The sequence below is a fragment of the Bifidobacterium parmae genome (assembly GCF_002860365.1).
GTDB classification, from domain to species: Bacteria; Actinomycetota; Actinomycetes; order Actinomycetales; family Bifidobacteriaceae; genus Bifidobacterium; species Bifidobacterium parmae.
Map to the genome: position 1 here is coordinate 91,612 of NZ_NMWT01000028.1, position 17,440 is coordinate 109,051.

The window sequence follows — 17,440 nt, forward strand, 5'->3', positions numbered from 1 at the left end:
CCAATGTGAAAACGTAATCAAATTGGCGTAGTGTTATTAAATTGGCATATGCGGATGGCGGAGGACCGCCGTCCATGGCACAGGGGCGCATGATTCCTACAAGGCATCGTCACGGACGGCACGCCGCCCGTCCTCAGTCGCCGACTGAATGCGGCCGAATGCGTCCGGACGCGATCGGATGAAGGCGCGCGATGCCGGCGCCGGGCCGCGTCGATGCGCCGCGGACATGACCACGCAGGGTATAAAGGAGACATGGCAATGAACGCAACGGGAGGGGAGCGGCGGCTCACCGAGGAACTGCTGGACCGTCTGCTCGCCAGCGGCAGCATCGACGCGTACCTCGACGAGGAACGCCCACGCGACTACCGGCTCGTCGACTACCTGAGGTTCCTCTTGGACCGTCACGGCCTCAAACGCGCCGACGTGGCGCGCGCCTCCGGCATCAACTCCACCGTCGTCTACGACGTGTTCTCCGGCAAAAGCCGCCCCGGCCGCGACCACGCGATCCGGCTCGCGTTCGGCCTCGGCTGCGACCTGCGCGAGACGCAACGCCTGCTGCGCCTCGCCGGCGTATCGGAACTGTGGTGCCGGCAACGCCGCGACGCGATCGTCATCTGGTGCATGGAGAACGGCCTCGACCTCGCCGCCACCGACGACGAGCTCTACCGGTTCGACGAGCCGACGCTCACGCCGCGGGACTGAGCGGGAACCGGAACGACGGGAGCGACTGGAGCGATCATATGGACGACACGCAGACCCTGCACGCCATGGGATTGGACGACGCCTACCACGTCGAACGCACGCTCGCCGACGGGCCGTCCGGCGTCACCGAACTCGTCACATTGGACGGCGCCGGCCCGTTCGTCCGCAAGAAGATCCCATTGCGTCTCGCCCGCCGACGCCTCTGGTCCACGCTCGCCGACTGCACGTCGCCGCGCCTGCCCCGCGTCGAGGCGACCTACGAACTGCCCGACCGGTTCGTGGTCGTCTACGACTACGTGCCCGGCGTCACGCTCGAACGGCACGTGGCCGGACACGGACGGCTCGCCGCGCCCGAGGCGACGGCCATCGCCGTCCAACTGTGCGAGGCGGTCGGCGAACTCCACGCGCACGGCATCATCCACCGCGACGTGACGCCCACGAACGTCATCATCGCCGCCGACGGCGCGCACCTCATCGACTTCGGCATCGCCCGCGAGCACGCCGGTATCGTCGCGGGCGGCGCGGCGCGCGCCCGCGACACGACCACGCTCGGCACATGGGGGTACGCGGCGCCGGAACAGTACGGGTTCGCGCCCACCGACGCCCGCACCGACGTGTACGCGATCGGGCGCGTGCTCGGATTCATGCTCACCGGCGTGGACCCGTCCGATACGGCGACGTACGGGCGTGCGCTCGCCGACGCCGCGACGCCGCCGCCCGCGTTGCGCGCCGTCGTCGCCAAGGCGTGCGCGTTCGAGCCGAGCGCGCGCATGCAGACGGTGCGCGAACTGCGCGACGAATTGGAACGGGCGGAACGCGGCGCGGAAGGCGTGGCGCCTTCCGCCGGCGGTCCGGTCGCGGCATCCACGTCGACGATCGCCGGCGACGGCACCGTTGGCGCGTCCGCGCCGACCGGTGCCGTGCGCCGTGTCCCCGCCTCCCGCCGCATCGTCGCGTGGACGACGGCGGGTCTCGTCGCGCTCCTGCTCGCCGGCGGCATCGGATACGTGGCGGTGCGTCTCTCCGCCGGCGATGCATCATCCGCATCGTCGGCGACGTCGCGGCCCTCGACGGGCGGTGATGGGACATCCTCCGATGAGGGTGCAACCGGTGCGGACGGTTCGCACGATTCGACCGGCGATTCGACCGGCGGCGCGGACACCGTGGAACACAATCCGCTGGAACTCGTCGAATCCGGCTGGTCGGCCGAAAACGGATACGTGGAATACGCGCTCGCCCTGCGCAACACGGATACGACGCACGCCGTCCAATTCCCGAAAGTCACCATCACCGGACGCGCCGCCGACGGATCCGTCATGTTCGCCGACACGCCCGTCTTCCCGCTCGTCTTCGCCGGCGAGACCGCGTACTTCAGCGGGCAGAGCGGCGACGGGGAGCAACCCGCGACCGTCGAGTTCAGCGTCGAGACGCCGGCCTCCGACGATCTGCTCGACACGGGCGGCGCCGAATCGTACGGCGTGCACGACGTGAAGGAACGCAAGACCGATCTCGACGGCGTCACGTTCGGCGGCGAGGTGACGGCTGACCGCGACGACGACAACGGCAAAGGCGTGTACACGGACGACATCATCGTGACGCTCGTCCTGCGCGACAAGACCGGACGCATCGTATTCGGGCGCAACGAGTACGTCGCCAAACCGGCGAAGGGGACGAGCCGCGCGTTCTCCATCGAGACCTACGATCTGCCCGCATACGCGTCATACGAGATCCACGCGCACACCGCGTGAGCGGCGCGGCATGGACGGGCGCGCGACGGGAACGGGCGCACGGCACCTACAATGGGCCGCATGACGGATGAGCATGCGAAGGCACGGACGGAAGAACGGACGGAAGCGCGGACGGAAGACGGCATCCGCGAGGGGGAGCGCCATGCGCCCACCGCGATCGAAGTGCGCGGCGCGCACGTGCACAACCTCAAGGACATCGACGTGGACGTGCCGCTGAACGCGCTCACCGGCGTGGCCGGCGTCTCCGGATCGGGCAAAAGCTCGCTCGCCCTGGGCGTGCTCTACGCGGAAGGCTCGCGCCGCTACCTGGAGGCCCTGTCCACGTACACGCGCCGCCGGCTCACCCAGGCGACGCGCGCGCAGGTCGACGACGTGCGCCACGTGCCCGCCGCGCTCGCACTCCACCAACGGCCCGCCGTGCCCGGCGTGCGCTCCACGTTCGGCACGATGAGCGAACTGCTCAACAGCCTGCGCCTCCTGTTCTCCCGCTGCGGCGCGCACGTATGCCCCCACTGCGGCGCCCGCCACGAACCCACGCTCGACGTGGCCGCCGAACTGCCCATCCGATGCGCTGACTGCGGCGAGACGTTCTACGGGCCCGGCGCCGAATCCCTCGCCTTCAACTCGGCCGGCGCATGCCCCACCTGCTCCGGCACCGGCGTCATGCGCGAAGTGAACCTCGCCTCGCTCGTGCCCGACGAGTCGAAGACCATCGACGAAGGCGCCGTCGCCCCATGGGGGTCGCTCATGTGGGACCTGATGAAGGACGTGTGCCGCGCGATGGGCGTGCGCACCGACGTGCCGTTCCGCGAGCTCACAGACAAGGAACGCGACATCGTGTACCACGGGCCCGCCGTCAAGAAGCACATCCTCTACCGGTCGAAGAAAAGCGACGACTTCGCCGAACTCGACTTCACCTACTACAACGCCGTGTACACGGTCGAGAACGCGCTCGCCAAAGCCAAGGACGAGAAGGGGCTGAAACGCGTCGCACGGTTCCTCGAGGAGAAGCCGTGCCGGGACTGCGGCGGCACGCGCCTGAGCAAGGCGGCGCGCGGCCCCGAGGTGCGCGGGCTGGATCTCGCCCAGGCGAGCGCCATGACCCTGGACGAGGCGGTCGACTGGGTGCGCGGCGTGCCCGGCGCGCTGCCCGAGGCGATGCGTCCGATGGCGACGAACATCGCCGAATCGTTCCTCGACGTGGCCAGACGCCTGCTGGAGCTAGGCCTCGGCTATCTTTCCCTCGACCGCGCGGGCGCCACGTTGTCCACCGGCGAGCGGCAGCGCGTCCAGCTCGCGCGCGCCGTGCGCAACAGGACCACCGGCGTGCTGTACGTGCTCGACGAGCCATCCATCGGCCTGCATCCGGCGAACGTGGACGGGCTGATCGGCGTGATGCGCGACCTCGTGGCGGACGGCAACACCGTGGTCGTCGTCGATCATGACGTGCGCGTGCTCAAGGCGTGCGACCATCTCATCGAGATGGGGCCGGTGGCGGGCGCGGCCGGCGGCCACGTGATCGCGCAGGGCACGGTCGCCGACGTGGCGGCCATGGGGAATCGGGGCAGCCGCATCGCGCCGTTCCTCGCCGAGACCGGGCCGGAACGGGTGCGTGCGCGGGTCGACGCGTCGCACATGTTCGACCTGGGGTCGATCCACATGGAGACCGGTCCGCTGCACACGGTGAAACCGCTGACGGTGGATGTGCCGCGCGGCCGTCTCACCGTGGTGACGGGCGTGTCCGGCTCCGGCAAGACGACGATGGTATTGGAGTCGCTGATCCCCGCGCTGCGGGCGAACGCGGAAGATGCCGCGGTGCCCACACATGTGCGCGCCATCGCGGCGGACGGCATCCGGCGCGCGAACCTCATCGACGCGACGCCGATCGGCGCGAACGTGCGCTCCACCGTTGCCACCTACGCGGGAATCCACGACGACCTGCGCCGCGCGTTTGCCCGCACCGACGAGGCGAAGCGGGGCGGCTGGAAGGCCGGCGACTTCTCCTATAACACGGGGCGATTGCGCTGCCCGACCTGCGACGGCACCGGGTCGATTTCGCTCGACGTGCAGTTCCTGCCAGACGTGAGCATCGACTGCCCCGACTGTCGCGGCTCGCGCTATGCGCCCGCCGCCGGCGCGGTTCACCGCGTGTCGAAGGACGGCCGTTCGCTCACCCTGCCGCAGCTGATGGCGATGAGCGTCGACGAGGCGCTGGACGCGACCGGCGACATGCGCAAGGTGCATGCGCGGTTGGAGACCCTGCACGATCTGGGACTCGGCTACCTCACGTTGGGGGAGCCGACGCCCGCTCTGTCCGGCGGCGAGGCGCAGCGGTTGAAGCTCGCCGGCGAGATGGGGCGCGCCCAGTCGGACGCCGTGTTCGTGTTCGACGAGCCGACCATCGGCTTGCACCCGTTGGACGTGCGCGTGCTGCTCGACGTGTTCGACCGGCTCGTCAAAGGCGGGGCGACCGTCATCGTCATCGAACACGATCTCGACATGATCGCCAACGCCGACTGGATCATCGACATGGGACCCGGCGGAGGCGCCGCCGGCGGCCGCATCGTCGCCACCGGCACGCCGGAAGCCGTCGCCGTGAACCCGGGCAGCGTGACGGGCCGGTATCTGCGGTAGGTGCGATCGCCGTCGATCGTCTGTGGAATCGTAGATATCGCGCTGCAACATGCATGACGGGCATGATCGACGATTGGGCGCGGGCATTGGACATCGCCGGACCGTGGTGTTTCGATGGGTGGCATGAGCCTGAACACCATCGCTTGGCATACGATCCGTGAGGCGTCGCTCGCCTCCGGACTGCCGGAATCCACGTTGCGCTACTACGAGCAGATCGGCATCATCCCGCCGATCGCCCGCGACCCGTCCGGGCACCGCGCCTATTCGGACGACGACCTGACCCGGCTCACGACGATCGCATGCCTGTCCGCCACGGGCATGCCGCTCGAATCGATGCGCGAATACCTGCGCAACTCGCAGGACGGCGCGGCGGGCGCGCAACGCCAGATCGAACTGCTCGACGCGCAGGCGCTGCGGCTCGCCGCACGCGCCGAGGCCATCCGCATGCAGCAGGCGTACGTCTCATTGAAGACCCTCTACTGGCGTGCCGTCGCGGAAGGCCGGGACGATGACGCGCAGGCGCTGCTCGACGAACATCGCGACGTCATCACGCAGGTCAAACGTCTTCAGGCGCAGGCGCAGACCAGCCGGTAGGACGACGCGGGGCGCATCCGCCGCGACGGGAGTACAGTAGCGTTCCGTGGCTCAGAATCTCGCAGGAATCAAACAGGCGTCGGCCGACGCGAAATACCGGCAGATGACGCAAAGCCCCGTCAAGCCGCTGATCTTGAGACTATGCATCCCGGCGGTCGTGTCGAATCTGGTGACCACCGCGTACAACCTCACCGACACGTTCTTCATCGGCCAGTTGGGCACCTCGCAGTCGGGCGCGATCGGCATCGCGTTCTCCATCATGACGATCCTGCAGGCGCTCGGATTCTTCTTCGGCAACGGCGCGGGCAATTCGATGAGCCGCGAACTCGGCAAACGCAACGACGAACGCGCCTCCAAACTGCTCGCCATCGGATTCGCGGGGGCCGTGCTCTCCGGCCTCGTCGTGACCGTCGTCTGCCTCTCCACGCTGCGCCCGCTGGTCGTCGCGTTGGGTTCGACCGCGACCATCGCACCGTACGCGGTCACCTATCTGACGCCCATCCTCGTGGCCGCGCCGTGCGTGTGCGGCTCGTTCGCGCTGAACGGACTGCTGCGCTATCAGGGGCAGTCCGCGTTCGGCATGATCGGACTCGTCACCGGCGCGCTGCTCAACTTCCTGCTCGCCCCGCTGTTCATCTTCGTCCTGCATATGGGCATCTTCGGCGCGGGGCTCGCCACCGGCATCTGCCAGACGGTGAGCTTCGTCATCCTCACCGTGATGAGCGCCCGGTTCGGCGTGCTGAAGCTGTCGCTGCGCAACTGCCGTCCAGACCCGCTGCTTCTTCGCGAGATCGCGGGCGGCGGCCTGCCGTCGCTGGTCCGGCAGGGCGCCGGATCGATCGCCACCACGTGCGTCAACATCGCGGCCAACCCGTTCGGCGACGCGGCCATCGCCGGCATGGCCATCGTCATGCGCATCATGCTCGGCGCGAACTCCGTCATCATCGGCCTCGGCCAGGGATTCCAGCCCGTGTGCGGCTACAACTACGGCGCCGGGAAGTTCGCGCGCGTGCGCGAGGCCTACTGGTTCTGCGTGAAGCTCGCCACCGGCGTGCTGCTCGTGCTCGCCGTGGTCATCTGGGCGATCGCGCCGCAGCTGGTGGAGATCTTCCGCTCCGACCCGGCCGTGGTCGCGGTGGGTGTCGCCGCCCTGCACTTCCAATGCGTGACGGTCGTGCTCAACGGCGTCAACATGATGGGCAACATGATCTCCCAGACCCTGGGCAAGACCGGCATCGCCTCCTTCCTCGCCGTATGCCGCACCGGCCTCTACCTCGCGCCGATCGTGCTCGTCCTGCCGCATCTGCTCGGCGTGACCGGCGTGGAGGCCGCACAGTCGCTGGCGGACATCCTCACGTTCGCGACGACCATCCCGTTCATGCGGCATATCCTCGGCAAGGTGCTGCGCTGAGCGATGCGGCGGTGGGCCGTCACGTCCGCCCGTGCGGCGGTCAGCCGCGGGCGGAACGCGGCGGCGTGCATCCGCGCCGGCCGCTATCATGGCTGGGTATTCGAAACGAGGTGAGAAGTAGGGTATGAGCCTGATCGAGATGATGATCCTCGGATTCCTGTCCGAGAAGACGATGTGCGGCTACGAACTGCGCAAGAAGATGGAGCAGCTGCAGGGGGACATGCGCCGGTTCAGCGACGGCGCCATCTACCCGGCGACCGGCCGTCTCGCCAAGGCCGGCCTCATCTCCGAGCAGACGGACGTGCGCGACGGCCGCCAGCGTCACCTGTTCACGTTGGAGCCGGCGGGACGCGAGGCGCTCGTCGAGGCGTTGAAGACCGCGGACGGCTTCATCCTCACCGATTTCAACCGTTGGCGCGTCGTGCTCACCTTCCTGTCCGTCGTGCCGGACAAGGCCGACCGCGACGCGGTGCTGCGACGCCGCTACGACTTCCTCTCCGGCGGCGACGTGCATTTCTTCTACTGCGATGCCGGCAACCCGCTGTCGCTCGACCACATCGACGACCCGTACCGCAGGGGGCTCATCGCCGTGCATGACGCCCAGGTCGCGGCCGAACTCGACTGGCTGCGTTCGATGCTCGGCATCGAGGCGTGACGGCGCGGCGGCGCTTCCTTCTGTACGTCGAAACGGCTGGGCCCCGACGCGAATCGTATCGCGTCGGGGCCCAGCCGTTCGTCGTGTTCGGGCGACCGCTTACTTGACGACCTTGAAGCCGCCGGTCCACGGGGTCTGCTCGGTCACGCCGAGGACGATCTGCAGGGCGCCGTAGCCCTCGAGGTACTGGGCGCGCTTGAGCGGGCCGGCGTCCACGGTCTTGAGGCCGGCGGCCTCGATGAACGCGGCGACGGACTTCTTGGCCGCGTCGTCGTCGGAGGCGAGCTGGACGACGGTCGGGGCGCCGTCGTTGACGCCGGTGGCGAGGGTCGCGGCGAAGGTCGTGTTGAAGCCCTTGACGACCTTGGACTGGGGCAGCTTGCCGGCCAGCCATTCGGCGGCGGACTTCGCGCCCTCCGGCAGCGCCAGGTCGAAGGTGGTGAAGTCGATCGGGTTGGACACGTCGACGATGGTCCTGCCGGCGAACTGGTCGGCGTAGGCGGCGAGCGTCTCCTCGTAGGCGGGGAACGGCAGGGCGAGCACGACGATGTCGCCGGTGACTGCCTCGCCGAACTTCGCGCCGGCGACGCCCTCGGCGGCGGCCGCGGCCTTGTCCGGGTTGCGGTCGATGACCTGCACGGCCGCGCCCGCCTTGACGGCGATGCCCGCCACGGCCGATCCGATGTTGCCCGCGCCGAAGATGGTGATGGTGCTCATGATGGTTTCCTTCCGGTGGTGTGGTTTCGTTGTCGTTCTGCTTGTCGCTGCCGGCGGCGGTGCGGTCGCCGTTACCGTCGCCCTCGCGTTGGTCATCACTCTATTCGAGGTATAGGGATATTTCAAGCCGAGATATATCGAATCAATGTATGGCGGGTTGCAGAACGGCGTGATTCCGCGGAAGAGGCGCGCGGCGATCGCTCTTCGCCGTCGGCGTGTCGTTTCGAGATATATCGAAGCGAGGTATCATGGTGGGCATGATGAACACGATAGAACTCATGACGTTGGGGTTCCTCACGGAGGGGCCCGCGTGCGGCTACAGGCTGCGCAAGAAGATGGAACAGCTCCAGGGCTACATGCAGGCGGTCTCCGACGGCACGCTGCACGCGGTCACCGGACGCTTCGTCAAGGCCGGCTACATCGGCGAGACGCACACGGTCGTCAACGGCCGTCGTCTGCGCGAATTCCATCTCGAACCGGCCGGTCGCGAGGCGCTCATCGCCGAGCTCAAGGGCACGAGCGGATACATGCTCACCAACATCACCAAGTGGGCGGTCGTCATGTCGTTCCTGTCCGTCATCCCCGACGAGGCGGACAGGAACGCGGTGCTGCGCCGTCGGCTCGACTCACTGGCCGAAGCCGACGTGCGCCGCCTCTACAGCGACGGCGAAGGGCCCATCGACAACGACAAGGTCGAGGACCGGTACCGTCGCGCCATCATCGCCGTGCACGACGCCGAGATCGACGCCGAACGCGCGTGGCTGGAACGCGAGCTCGGCGTCCGCGCATGATCCGGACGCCGGAGCCCATGCGACCGCACGTCACGCGACGAGCATGAACCCGGCCGCCACGGCGAGCGGCGGGACGACGACGCTCGCCAGCAGATAGCCGGCGGCGGTGGGGTAGCGGCGCCTGCGGAACAGCGTCACCATCTCGTTGATCGCGGTGGAGAACGTGGAGAAGCCGCCGAGGAAACCGGTGGCGAGCGTCAGCCGCCACGACTCGTCCAGCCCGCCGCCGAGCGCTGCCGCGGCGACGAGGCCGGCGAGCAGTCCCGCCAGCAGGTTGATGACGAACGTGGACAGCGGGAACGCGCGCGTCCAATACGTCTTGACGGCCGTGTCGAGCAGGTAGCGGCAGGAGGCTCCCAGACCGCCGAACAGGCAGACGAGCACGGGAAGGAATGCGGCCATCGTCACGCCTCCTTCCGCACGTCGTCGTCGGCGACGGCGCCGGACGCGGCGAGACGCCCGCCCGCCCACGCGCCGGCCACGGCGCACAGGATGCCGAGCGCGAACGTCACGGCGAGATACAGGACGCCGACGCCCGCATCGCCCGAACGGATCGCGGTGAAGCATTCCAGCGCGAGCGTGGACATCGTGGACAGGCCTCCGCACAGGCCCATGCCGAGCCCGCGGCTCGCATACTCCTTCCCGCGTGCGCCGAACCGCGCGGCGAACGCGGTGGAGCCGGCGAGGAACGTGGTCAGGCCCGCATAGCAGAAGCAGGCGAGCAGGTTCGCGGCCAACGTGCCGGTATGGAAGTCGCCGGACGAGGGGATCTGCGCGAACGCGTAGCGCAATGCGGTGCCGATGGCGCCGCCGACGAAGACGACGGCGAGGATGTCGGGATGGATCTGGGGTATGCGATGACCCATGTCAGTGCCTTTCCGGATGCCGCCGCGGTCCGCTGAAGACACGACGGCCCCTAGGTGGGGAATCGTGTAGGAACTATCAGCGGTAATGCGGTTCGGAAAACGGGGTTTCCGGGCGGGTTCCATCGCCTGCGTGCAAGCCTACTCCGCGCCGCGACAATGCGGCGGCATATACGTGGGATACCATAAACGGACACCGTGTCGTCTGTTTCAACTGCATAAAACAGACGACACGGTGTCCGTTCAACGATCGCGCCGAATCGCGGCGCCGGTCAGCGACGCCAATGGCGGCGATGGCTGACGATGCGCTTGCCGCCGACGCCCGCCTTGCCGTTCGGGCCCCACGGTCCGCGCGCCTCGGCCTGGAGCTGCTTGAGGTGGTGCTTCATGGCGAGCAGCATGATGTGCGTGTCCTCGAGTCCGAGGTGGCGTTCCGCGTCGTCCTCGCGCAGCGCCCCCTGGCGCTTCGCGTACGCGTCGAGACGGTTGTCGCCGTCGGGATGCTCCTCGCTGGGGATGGAGCCCTCGTCCCACAGGCGGCTCATCGGCAGCGTGTCGATGATGGTCACGTGGCCGTTGCGGTACGCCTCCGCGTAGCCCTTCACGTTGAGCATGAAGAAGCTGTGCTCGAACGTGGCCATGTGCGCGACGAACGGCTGCGCGGTCAGACGCTTGAGCAGGTCGGCCTGCGCCTCGGCGTCCTCGTCGAACATCGGATAGTCGGCGCCGACGCGCTGCTTGATGTCGATGCCGGTCAGCTGGATGATGAACGGGTTGCCGTGGCGCGCCGCCTCGTCGGTCACGCCGAACGAGAACCGGTGCTGGTCGTAGGCGTCGCCGCCCTCGTAGTAGTCCTTGTCGTACTGGTAGCCGGTGGGCGCGTCCGCCGGACGGGGGGAGCGCATGTTCATATATTCGAAGCCCACGTCGATGATGTACGCGCGGTACGGTTCGGTGCCGTTCGTCTCCAGGTCGATGCCCATCACCTTGTCCACGTCGCGGCCCGGCAGGAACACCTCGCGCCAATAGTCCTTCGGGCGTGCGGCCTCGCGCGCCGCCACATGCTCGGCGGCCGCGTGGCGCGACTTCTCGAAGCGCGCCTCGGGTACGGCGGTCTCGTCGCGGTTCACCTGCTCGACCGTCGGCACGGCGGGATTGTCGTCGTTGATGACCGGCTGGCCCTCGATGAGATAGTCGGAGCTGCCCTGGTCGGAGCTCGACTCGATCGGCGCGGACTCGTCCGGACCCGCCTCGACGGAGCCGTTGCGCACCTCGTCCGCCTCGAACAGCGCGTGCTCGCGGTGCGCCCGCGCCGCCTCGCGCTTGGCGCGGTCCGCCTTGCGGCGTTCGGCGCGCGCGTTGACGATCTCCGCGGTGCGGTCCTGGATGTCGTCGACGGCCACGCCCTCCTTCGCGGGCGTGAGCACCGGCACGGTGACGCGCTGGCGGTCCTCGTCCTCGACGGTCCACAGGCCCTCGGCGATGCCGCGGTCGCGCAGCAGCGCGATCTGGTCGTTGAGACGGCGGTCCGCGTAGGCGAGCGCGCGCGGCAGATCATAGGTCTTGATCCTGCGGTCGAAGTCGCGCATGAACGTCATGCTCATCTTCGCGATGATCGCCTCGAGCCGGTCGCGGATCGCGAGATCGGCCTTGAGCAGGTCGTGCACGCTGGACGCGGCGCCCGCCTCATAGTCCTCGGGGGAGGCCACGCCGATGCCGTGCTCCAGGTCGAGCGAACGCACCCAATCCCAGTCGATGTCGTTGTCGTCCGCGTCCTTCAACATGATGTACGACCACTGGCTGATGCTTTCCTTCGCCTCGGTCAGCCACGAGCGGTCGATCGCATATCCACTGTTTTCCATTGTCTTTGTACTGTTTTCTTCGCTACTCATACTCATTCATACCTGCGGGAGCCTTGTCCCGTCACCTCCATGGTAGCGCTCACGGCGGCTCCCATGCGCGAATCGCCGGAAACAATGGGGAAACGGCGGGTGGGGGGGGTTCCGCGCCCCGCCACCCGCCGTTTGCCGTCCGTACCGGGTTCCCGCGTTCAGCGCACGCCGCGCATGTCCCGCGGGCGGAACTGGTCGGCCTCGGTGAAGCAGGTGCGGTACGTCATCGCCATGATGAGCCCGTCGGCGACGAGCGTCAGCGCGGCGATCGCCGCGAACACGACGAACTGGTATTTCGCCGCCTCCAACGGGTCTCCGCCGGCGATGACCTGGCCGGCCATCATGCCCGGGATCGTGACGATGCCGCAGGAGGCGAGCGTCGCCATCGTCGGCAGCAGCCCGAGCCTGATCGACGAGACGATGGACGGTCGCGCCGCCTCCCACGCGGTCGCGCCCAAGGCGAGCATCGTGTCGATCTCGTCGCGCCGCTCGTCCATGCTCTCGTAGAACCGGCTCAGGCCCACGGCGAGCGCGGAGACCGTGTTGCCGAGCAGCATGCCGGTCAACGGAACGACGAGCTGCGGCGCGTACCACGGGTGGGGGCGCACGACGAGCTCGGTGACCAGGGCGATCATGAGCAGCATCGTGATGGTCAGGCTCAGCAGCACCGGGCCGGCGAGCCCCTTCGGCACGCCTTTGGCGCGCGACAGGGTGATCTGCACGGCGGCGACGAGCATCACGCCGATCGTCGCGAACACGAGGAACACGTCGTCCGCGCGGATCACGTAGCCGACGACGAACCCCATCGCGCACAGCTGCAGGAGCGCCCGGCAGGCGGACCACAGGAGGGACCGGCCGATGCCCATGCGCATGAGCCCGCTCACGCCGGCGGCGACGGCCACCATCGCCATCGCCACGGCGAGACCCCAGATGTCGATGTCGTACGCGTTGCCGCTCATGCCGTCTCCCTCCCATTCGTCGCTCCCGTCGCGGATCCGGTCGCGTCCGTCCACGTGAGCGCGCCGTCGGCCAGCGTGGCGACGCGCGAGGCTCGCCCGTCCGGCGGGCGGTGCCGTATGCGCACGATCGCCATGCCGCGCCCCGCCGCATACGCCATGATCGAGGCGACCTTGGCGGCGTTCTCGTCGTCCAGCCCGGCGTCCACCTCGTCGGCGAGCAGCACCTTCGGTTCGGTCAGCAGGGTGCGGGCGAGCGAGACGCGCGCCGCCTGCCCGCCGGACAGGTCGTGCGGCCGCCGCGTCAGATCGATGTCCCCGCATCCCATCGCGTCCAACGTCTCGCGGATGCGCGCGTCCGGCAGCATGCCGCGCGCGTGCGCCGCATCGTCGCGGAACAGGCGCGCGAACCGGCCGACGAGGCCGATCCGCCGGCCTCCGTCCCGTGCGTCGCCATCGCCGCCGCCGGCGGGCACCGTCGAGTCGGCGCGCACGGCGAGCGTGAACGGCAGCCTGATTGCGTCCGCCACCGTGTCGCCCGGCAGGATCGGCTTCTGCGGCAGGTACGCGACCTCGCGGCGCCACCGTTGCGGCGTGAACGATCCGGCGTCGCGCCCGGCGAGGGCGAACGATCCCGACGCATGCGGGTTGAGCCGCGCGAACGCCGTCAGCAGACTGCTCTTGCCCGAACCGGACGGACCCACCAGGTCGACGATCTCGCCGCGGCCGATCGCGAACGACAGGCCGGAGAAGACCGTCCGGTCGCCGTCCGGCGACGGCACCGTGCACGACACCCGGTCCGCGGTGAAAAGAGGGGAATCACTTCGCATACCGCGCACGATAACGCCGCGGCCGCCGGCAGACCAACCGCGACCGCGTTTCTTAGCGGTTCCTAAGCCGGCCGGCGGTCTGATATAACCGTAAGAGAATCCCCGATTCCCCGTGAGGTGAGACGCGCATGGACAAGACGACGCACGCGACGGCGACGCCGGAGGCGCCGGGGCCGGCGGCGGCCGCATCCCCGGAACGACTGCTCCTGCCCGCCGTCCTCCTCGTCGAGGACGATCCGAACCTCGGCGCCATGACCGCCGAGATGCTCGCCGCCGACTACCGGACCGACTGGGCGCAATCGGTCACGGAGGCGAACCGGCTCATGGCGGGCGCACGCCACGACGCGCTCATCGTCGACCGGCGGCTGCCCGACGGCGACGGACTCGACCTCGTCCGCATGCTGCGCGGCACCGGCGTCACCACGCCCGCGCTCATCCTCACCGCGCTCGCCGAAGTCGACGACATCGTCGAAGGGCTCGACGCCGGCGCCAACGACTACCTGACCAAACCGTTCCACTTCGTCGAACTCGAAGCGCGCCTGCGCGCCCTCCTGCGCGGCTTCCACGCGCAGGCCAACGGCGTGATGGTCGGCGACTGGCTGCTCAAACCCGACTCCAACATCATCGAGGATCCGGACGGGCGCGCCGTGCCCCTCACCGACGTCGAGACGAAGCTGCTCGCCATGCTCGCCACCTCGCCCGACCACGTGTTCACCCGCGAGGAGCTGCTCGCCGGCGCGTTCTCGCCCGGCAGCGACCTGGGCGCCGTCGACGTGTACGTCTCCTACGTGCGCGGCAAGACCACGCGCCGCATCATCGACACCGTGCGCGGCCGCGGCTACCGCATCGGCACACCGGAAGGATGAGAAGAACCATGCCATCGGACAAGGGGCGCGCACGGCTCATCAGCCTGCGCATGACCATCGCCATGGCCGCCATCACCGCGATCGGCGGCATCCTCTTCACGCTCGGCGTGCTGCTCGGCTCGCGCCACGAATTCGCCGAACGCGGCCTCGACCCCGACGCCATGAGCGTCACCGAACAGTTCGGCTCCGGCATGATGGTCATCGACACGAGGAAGGCCATCGCGTTCACCCTCCTGTTCGTCGTCGGCGTCATCGCCGCCGTGGCCGTCGTCGGCCGGTATTACGCGCGCAAGGAGGTCGAACCGCTCGAACGCGCGTTCGAACTCCAGAAGGACTTCGTCGCCGACGCGAGCCACGAGCTCAAGACGCCGCTCGCCGTGATCGCCACGCGCATCGACCTCATCGACTTCCGCCGCGCCCACGGCGGCGACATCGACGCGCCGCTCGCCGCCCTTCGCGGCGACGTCGACCGCATGACCGCGATCATCACCGACCTGCTCGTCGCCGCACGCGGCGCCGTCAACGCCGAACCCGTCATGCTCGCCGACGTGGCCGACCAGTCCGTCGAGGAGGTGCGTCCGCTCGCCGAGACGCGCGGCGTGAACCTCGACGTGCGCGTCGACGGGGAGCGCGGCCGGCTCGTCGTGCGCGGCAACGCGATCGGACTGTCACGGTGCCTCGTCGCCGTGCTCGACAACGCCATCGCCCACTCGCCCGACGGCGCGAAGGTCACCGTCTCCACCGGATACCTGCACGGCGGACAGGCCGTCGTGCGCGTCACCGACCACGGCGGCGGCATCGGCGACGATCCCGAACGGCTGTTCCGCCGGTTCGCCCGCGACGACGACGGCACCGCGCACCAGGGCTACGGGCTGGGCCTCGCGCTCGCCCGCGACGTGGCGACCCGGTACGGCGGCGCGCTCGACGTGGAATCCACGTCGCCCGCCGGCACCACGATGCGCCTCACCCTGCCGCTCGCGGACGGGGAACGGTAGCCTCCGGCCGTCCCTCCCGACGCCCACGGCGTCTTCACGAACCTTAGCGGCAGACAAGCGGGCATGGCCTAGCGTGAAGGCCAGAACACCACGATCATCGCGGCGCTCGCCGCATCCCCGTCCACGCTCGCCGCCGTCGCCCCCGCCTCCGTCTGCCCGATCGACACGGGAGGCATGGTCGGCGCGATGACCAACTGGCTCGTCGGCCTCATGTCCGTCATGGGCGGGCTCGGCACCGGCGTCGCCGTCCTCCTCGAGAACCTGTTCCCGCCGATCCCCAGCGAAGTGATCCTCCCGCTGGCCGGCTTCACCGCCGCACAGGGGCGCATGACCCTCGCCGAGGCGATCGGCGGGGCGACCGCCGGCTCCGTGATCGGCGCGCTCATGCTCTACGGCGTCGCCTACGCGATCGGCGCGGAACGCATGCGCCGCCTGTTCGACCGAATGCCCCTGACCGACGCCACGGACATCGACAAGGCGAACGCATGGTTCGCCCGCTACGGTCTCCTCTCCGTGCTGATCGGCCGCGTCATCCCCATCGTCCGTTCGCTCATCTCCATCCCCGCCGGCATCGCCAGCACCGATCTCGCGCGCTTCACGCTGCTCACCGCCGTCGGCTCCGCCGTGTGGAACACGATCCTCGTCATGGCCGGCTACCTGCTCGGCGCCGGATGGTGCTCGATCCTCGGCCTCCTCGACCGGTTCCAGTACGCGGTCGCCGCCGTCGCGCTCGCCGCGCTCGTCTGGTACGTCGTCGTCAAGGTGCGTTCGCGTCTGGCCGCGCGGCGCGTCTAGACGCCGGCGAGCTCGGCGATGCGGTCCACGAACGCGGCCACGGCGGGCGATGGGTCGAGCGGGTAGAGCAGACCGTACTGCATGCCGACCGGTTCGGGCCAATCCACGGCCACGTTGGCGAGCTGCGGGTGCACGTCGGCCCACATCGGTTTGGAGATGAGCAGGTCGCCGGTCTGGGCGCACTCGTTGAACACGTCCAGGTCGTAATGGTCGATGTCGGCCAGTTCGATGCCGCCGGCGCGCTCGAACAGGTCGCGTGCGACGTCGTCCGTGCCGTTGCCGCGCGGCAGCATGCGTATGCGCGTGCCGGCGAGGTCGTCGAGCGTCACCCTGGCACGGCGGGCGAGCGCATGGGTGAGGGGCACCGCCAGGCTCAGCGGCTCGTAGGACAACGCCAACGTGTTGCATACGCCGGTCCAATGGTCGGGCACGAACGCGGTGGCGATCACGTCGATCGTGTCGCCGAGCCGGGCGATGATGTCGGTGATGGACATGCGGTTGTCCGGCAGGGAGACGAGTTCGAGGCGGATGCCCGCGGTACGGCCGGCGTCATGCTGCCACAGGTCGAGGATGCGTCTGCCCGGCCGCAGCATGGAGATGCCGAGACGCACCGGCACGGTGTCCGGCCGGGCGCGCCGCCGCGCCCTGCGGACGATCTCGTCCGACCGGCGGATCAGATCGCGCGCCCCCTCCACGAGCTCCTCGCCCGCGGGCGTGAGGGCGACGCCGCCATGCGAGCGGGCGAACAGGGTGAGCCCGTACTCCGCCTCGAACGTGTTGACCTGCTTGGCGAGCGCCGGCGTCGAGATGTGCAGGAGCCGGCCCGCCTTCGCGAAACTGCCCGTGTCCGCCGCCGCCACGATCGCATCCAACCGCCTGTCGTACATCGTCGTCCTTTCCGTCCGTCCGTCCGGACGGACGTTTCATCTGCGCCCCTTCAGGGGGAGCTGCCGGCGAAGCCGGCTGAGGGGGTGGGTGTGAACCTATGGTT

At 69.1% G+C, this 17,440-nt stretch carries 17 protein-coding genes and 1 riboswitch; of the genes, 10 read left to right on the forward strand and 7 right to left on the reverse strand.

Features of this window, described 5'->3' with window-relative positions:
• Positions 1-258: 258 nt before the first annotated feature.
• From Uis4E_RS09530 to Uis4E_RS09555, 6 genes are all read left to right on the forward strand, one after another.
• A complete protein-coding gene (locus tag Uis4E_RS09530) occupies positions 259-702 on the forward strand; it encodes a helix-turn-helix domain-containing protein (RefSeq protein WP_101622924.1) in 444 nt (147 codons plus the stop codon).
• Positions 703-740: 38 nt separating this feature from the next.
• Positions 741-2,450: a serine/threonine protein kinase gene (locus tag Uis4E_RS09535; protein ID WP_101622925.1), complete on the forward strand. Its 1,710-nt coding sequence runs from the start codon at positions 741-743 to the stop codon at positions 2,448-2,450.
• Between the two features lie 60 nt (positions 2,451-2,510).
• Complete coding sequence (locus tag Uis4E_RS09540) at positions 2,511-5,084, forward strand: excinuclease ABC subunit UvrA (protein WP_165784945.1); 2,574 nt, start codon at positions 2,511-2,513, stop codon at positions 5,082-5,084.
• Between the two features lie 123 nt (positions 5,085-5,207).
• The gene (locus Uis4E_RS09545; protein WP_101622926.1) at positions 5,208-5,678 is read left to right on the forward strand and encodes a MerR family transcriptional regulator; all 471 of its coding nucleotides are present in this window, start codon (positions 5,208-5,210) and stop codon (positions 5,676-5,678) included.
• Between the two features lie 103 nt (positions 5,679-5,781).
• Positions 5,782-7,089 (forward strand): MATE family efflux transporter, encoded by a 1,308-nt coding sequence (locus tag Uis4E_RS09550; RefSeq protein WP_101622927.1) that lies wholly within the window; start codon positions 5,782-5,784, stop codon positions 7,087-7,089.
• A gap of 124 nt (positions 7,090-7,213) precedes the next feature.
• Complete coding sequence (locus Uis4E_RS09555; protein WP_101622928.1) at positions 7,214-7,744, forward strand: PadR family transcriptional regulator; 531 nt, start codon at positions 7,214-7,216, stop codon at positions 7,742-7,744.
• A gap of 99 nt (positions 7,745-7,843) precedes the next feature.
• Here Uis4E_RS09555 and Uis4E_RS12265 read toward each other — a convergent pair whose 3' ends face one another.
• Positions 7,844-8,557 carry an NADPH-dependent F420 reductase gene (locus tag Uis4E_RS12265; protein ID WP_101622929.1) on the reverse strand — a complete coding sequence of 238 codons (714 nt, stop codon included), beginning with the start codon at positions 8,555-8,557 and terminating at the stop codon, positions 7,844-7,846.
• Between the two features lie 161 nt (positions 8,558-8,718).
• Here Uis4E_RS12265 and Uis4E_RS09565 point away from each other — a divergent pair, with 161 nt between their 5' ends.
• The gene (locus Uis4E_RS09565) at positions 8,719-9,252 is read left to right on the forward strand and encodes a PadR family transcriptional regulator (RefSeq protein ID WP_243394514.1); all 534 of its coding nucleotides are present in this window, start codon (positions 8,719-8,721) and stop codon (positions 9,250-9,252) included.
• A 30-nt stretch (positions 9,253-9,282) separates the two neighbouring features.
• Here the strand turns inward: Uis4E_RS09565 and Uis4E_RS09570 are convergent, their stop codons facing one another.
• The 5 genes from Uis4E_RS09570 to Uis4E_RS09590 form a co-directional block, all read right to left on the reverse strand.
• Positions 9,283-9,654 (reverse strand): fluoride efflux transporter FluC, encoded by a 372-nt coding sequence (locus Uis4E_RS09570; protein ID WP_101622930.1) that lies wholly within the window; start codon positions 9,652-9,654, stop codon positions 9,283-9,285.
• A gap of 2 nt (positions 9,655-9,656) precedes the next feature.
• Complete coding sequence (locus tag Uis4E_RS09575; protein ID WP_101622931.1) at positions 9,657-10,118, reverse strand: fluoride efflux transporter FluC; 462 nt, start codon at positions 10,116-10,118, stop codon at positions 9,657-9,659.
• A gap of 60 nt (positions 10,119-10,178) precedes the next feature.
• Positions 10,179-10,254, reverse strand: a riboswitch (Fluoride riboswitch).
• 133 nt (positions 10,255-10,387) lie between these two features.
• Entirely contained in the window at positions 10,388-11,977 is a 1,590-nt protein-coding gene (locus Uis4E_RS09580) for a PolC-type DNA polymerase III domain-containing protein (protein WP_101622932.1), read from the reverse strand.
• A 188-nt stretch (positions 11,978-12,165) separates the two neighbouring features.
• Complete coding sequence (locus Uis4E_RS09585; RefSeq protein WP_101622933.1) at positions 12,166-12,966, reverse strand: ABC transporter permease; 801 nt, start codon at positions 12,964-12,966, stop codon at positions 12,166-12,168.
• Complete coding sequence (locus tag Uis4E_RS09590) at positions 12,963-13,793, reverse strand: ABC transporter ATP-binding protein (protein WP_101622934.1); 831 nt, start codon at positions 13,791-13,793, stop codon at positions 12,963-12,965. Before Uis4E_RS09590 ends, Uis4E_RS09585 begins: the two co-directional genes overlap by 4 nt.
• A 128-nt stretch (positions 13,794-13,921) precedes the next feature.
• On the opposite strand from Uis4E_RS09590, the gene Uis4E_RS09595 reads away from it, so the two are divergent.
• The 3 genes from Uis4E_RS09595 (at position 13,922) to Uis4E_RS09605 (ending at position 16,449) form a co-directional block, all read left to right on the forward strand.
• Positions 13,922-14,659, forward strand: a complete 738-nt coding sequence (locus tag Uis4E_RS09595; protein ID WP_101622935.1) for a response regulator transcription factor — start codon at positions 13,922-13,924, stop codon at positions 14,657-14,659.
• Between the two features lie 8 nt (positions 14,660-14,667).
• Positions 14,668-15,654 carry a sensor histidine kinase gene (locus Uis4E_RS09600; protein WP_165784946.1) on the forward strand — a complete coding sequence of 329 codons (987 nt, stop codon included), beginning with the start codon at positions 14,668-14,670 and terminating at the stop codon, positions 15,652-15,654.
• A gap of 174 nt (positions 15,655-15,828) precedes the next feature.
• On the forward strand, positions 15,829-16,449 hold the full coding sequence (locus Uis4E_RS09605; protein WP_101622937.1) for a DedA family protein: 621 nt from the start codon (positions 15,829-15,831) through the stop codon (positions 16,447-16,449).
• On the opposite strand, the gene Uis4E_RS09610 is transcribed toward Uis4E_RS09605, so the two are convergent.
• Complete coding sequence (locus Uis4E_RS09610; RefSeq protein ID WP_101622938.1) at positions 16,446-17,336, reverse strand: LysR family transcriptional regulator; 891 nt, start codon at positions 17,334-17,336, stop codon at positions 16,446-16,448. The genes Uis4E_RS09605 and Uis4E_RS09610 overlap by 4 nt on opposite strands.
• Positions 17,337-17,440 lie beyond the last annotated feature (104 nt).

What these genes read in the sequence shown, in the direction of transcription:
- Uis4E_RS09530 (WP_101622924.1), top strand. Translation starts at nt 259, where the DNA reads ATGAACGCAACGGGAGGGGAGCGGCGGCTCACCGAGGAACTGCTGGAC.
- Uis4E_RS09535 (WP_101622925.1), top strand. Translation starts at nt 741, where the DNA reads ATGGACGACACGCAGACCCTGCACGCCATGGGATTGGACGACGCCTAC.
- Uis4E_RS09540 (WP_165784945.1), top strand. Translation starts at nt 2,511, where the DNA reads ATGACGGATGAGCATGCGAAGGCACGGACGGAAGAACGGACGGAAGCG.
- Uis4E_RS09545 (WP_101622926.1), top strand. Translation starts at nt 5,208, where the DNA reads ATGAGCCTGAACACCATCGCTTGGCATACGATCCGTGAGGCGTCGCTC.
- Uis4E_RS09550 (WP_101622927.1), top strand. Translation starts at nt 5,782, where the DNA reads ATGACGCAAAGCCCCGTCAAGCCGCTGATCTTGAGACTATGCATCCCG.
- Uis4E_RS09555 (WP_101622928.1), top strand. Translation starts at nt 7,214, where the DNA reads ATGAGCCTGATCGAGATGATGATCCTCGGATTCCTGTCCGAGAAGACG.
- Uis4E_RS12265 (WP_101622929.1), bottom strand. Translation starts at nt 8,557, where the DNA reads ATGACCAACGCGAGGGCGACGGTAACGGCGACCGCACCGCCGCCGGCA.
- Uis4E_RS09565 (WP_243394514.1), top strand. Translation starts at nt 8,719, where the DNA reads ATGATGAACACGATAGAACTCATGACGTTGGGGTTCCTCACGGAGGGG.
- Uis4E_RS09570 (WP_101622930.1), bottom strand. Translation starts at nt 9,654, where the DNA reads ATGGCCGCATTCCTTCCCGTGCTCGTCTGCCTGTTCGGCGGTCTGGGA.
- Uis4E_RS09575 (WP_101622931.1), bottom strand. Translation starts at nt 10,118, where the DNA reads ATGGGTCATCGCATACCCCAGATCCATCCCGACATCCTCGCCGTCGTC.
- Uis4E_RS09580 (WP_101622932.1), bottom strand. Translation starts at nt 11,977, where the DNA reads ATGGAAAACAGTGGATATGCGATCGACCGCTCGTGGCTGACCGAGGCG.
- Uis4E_RS09585 (WP_101622933.1), bottom strand. Translation starts at nt 12,966, where the DNA reads ATGAGCGGCAACGCGTACGACATCGACATCTGGGGTCTCGCCGTGGCG.
- Uis4E_RS09590 (WP_101622934.1), bottom strand. Translation starts at nt 13,793, where the DNA reads ATGCGAAGTGATTCCCCTCTTTTCACCGCGGACCGGGTGTCGTGCACG.
- Uis4E_RS09595 (WP_101622935.1), top strand. Translation starts at nt 13,922, where the DNA reads ATGGACAAGACGACGCACGCGACGGCGACGCCGGAGGCGCCGGGGCCG.
- Uis4E_RS09600 (WP_165784946.1), top strand. Translation starts at nt 14,668, where the DNA reads ATGCCATCGGACAAGGGGCGCGCACGGCTCATCAGCCTGCGCATGACC.
- Uis4E_RS09605 (WP_101622937.1), top strand. Translation starts at nt 15,829, where the DNA reads ATGGTCGGCGCGATGACCAACTGGCTCGTCGGCCTCATGTCCGTCATG.
- Uis4E_RS09610 (WP_101622938.1), bottom strand. Translation starts at nt 17,336, where the DNA reads ATGTACGACAGGCGGTTGGATGCGATCGTGGCGGCGGCGGACACGGGC.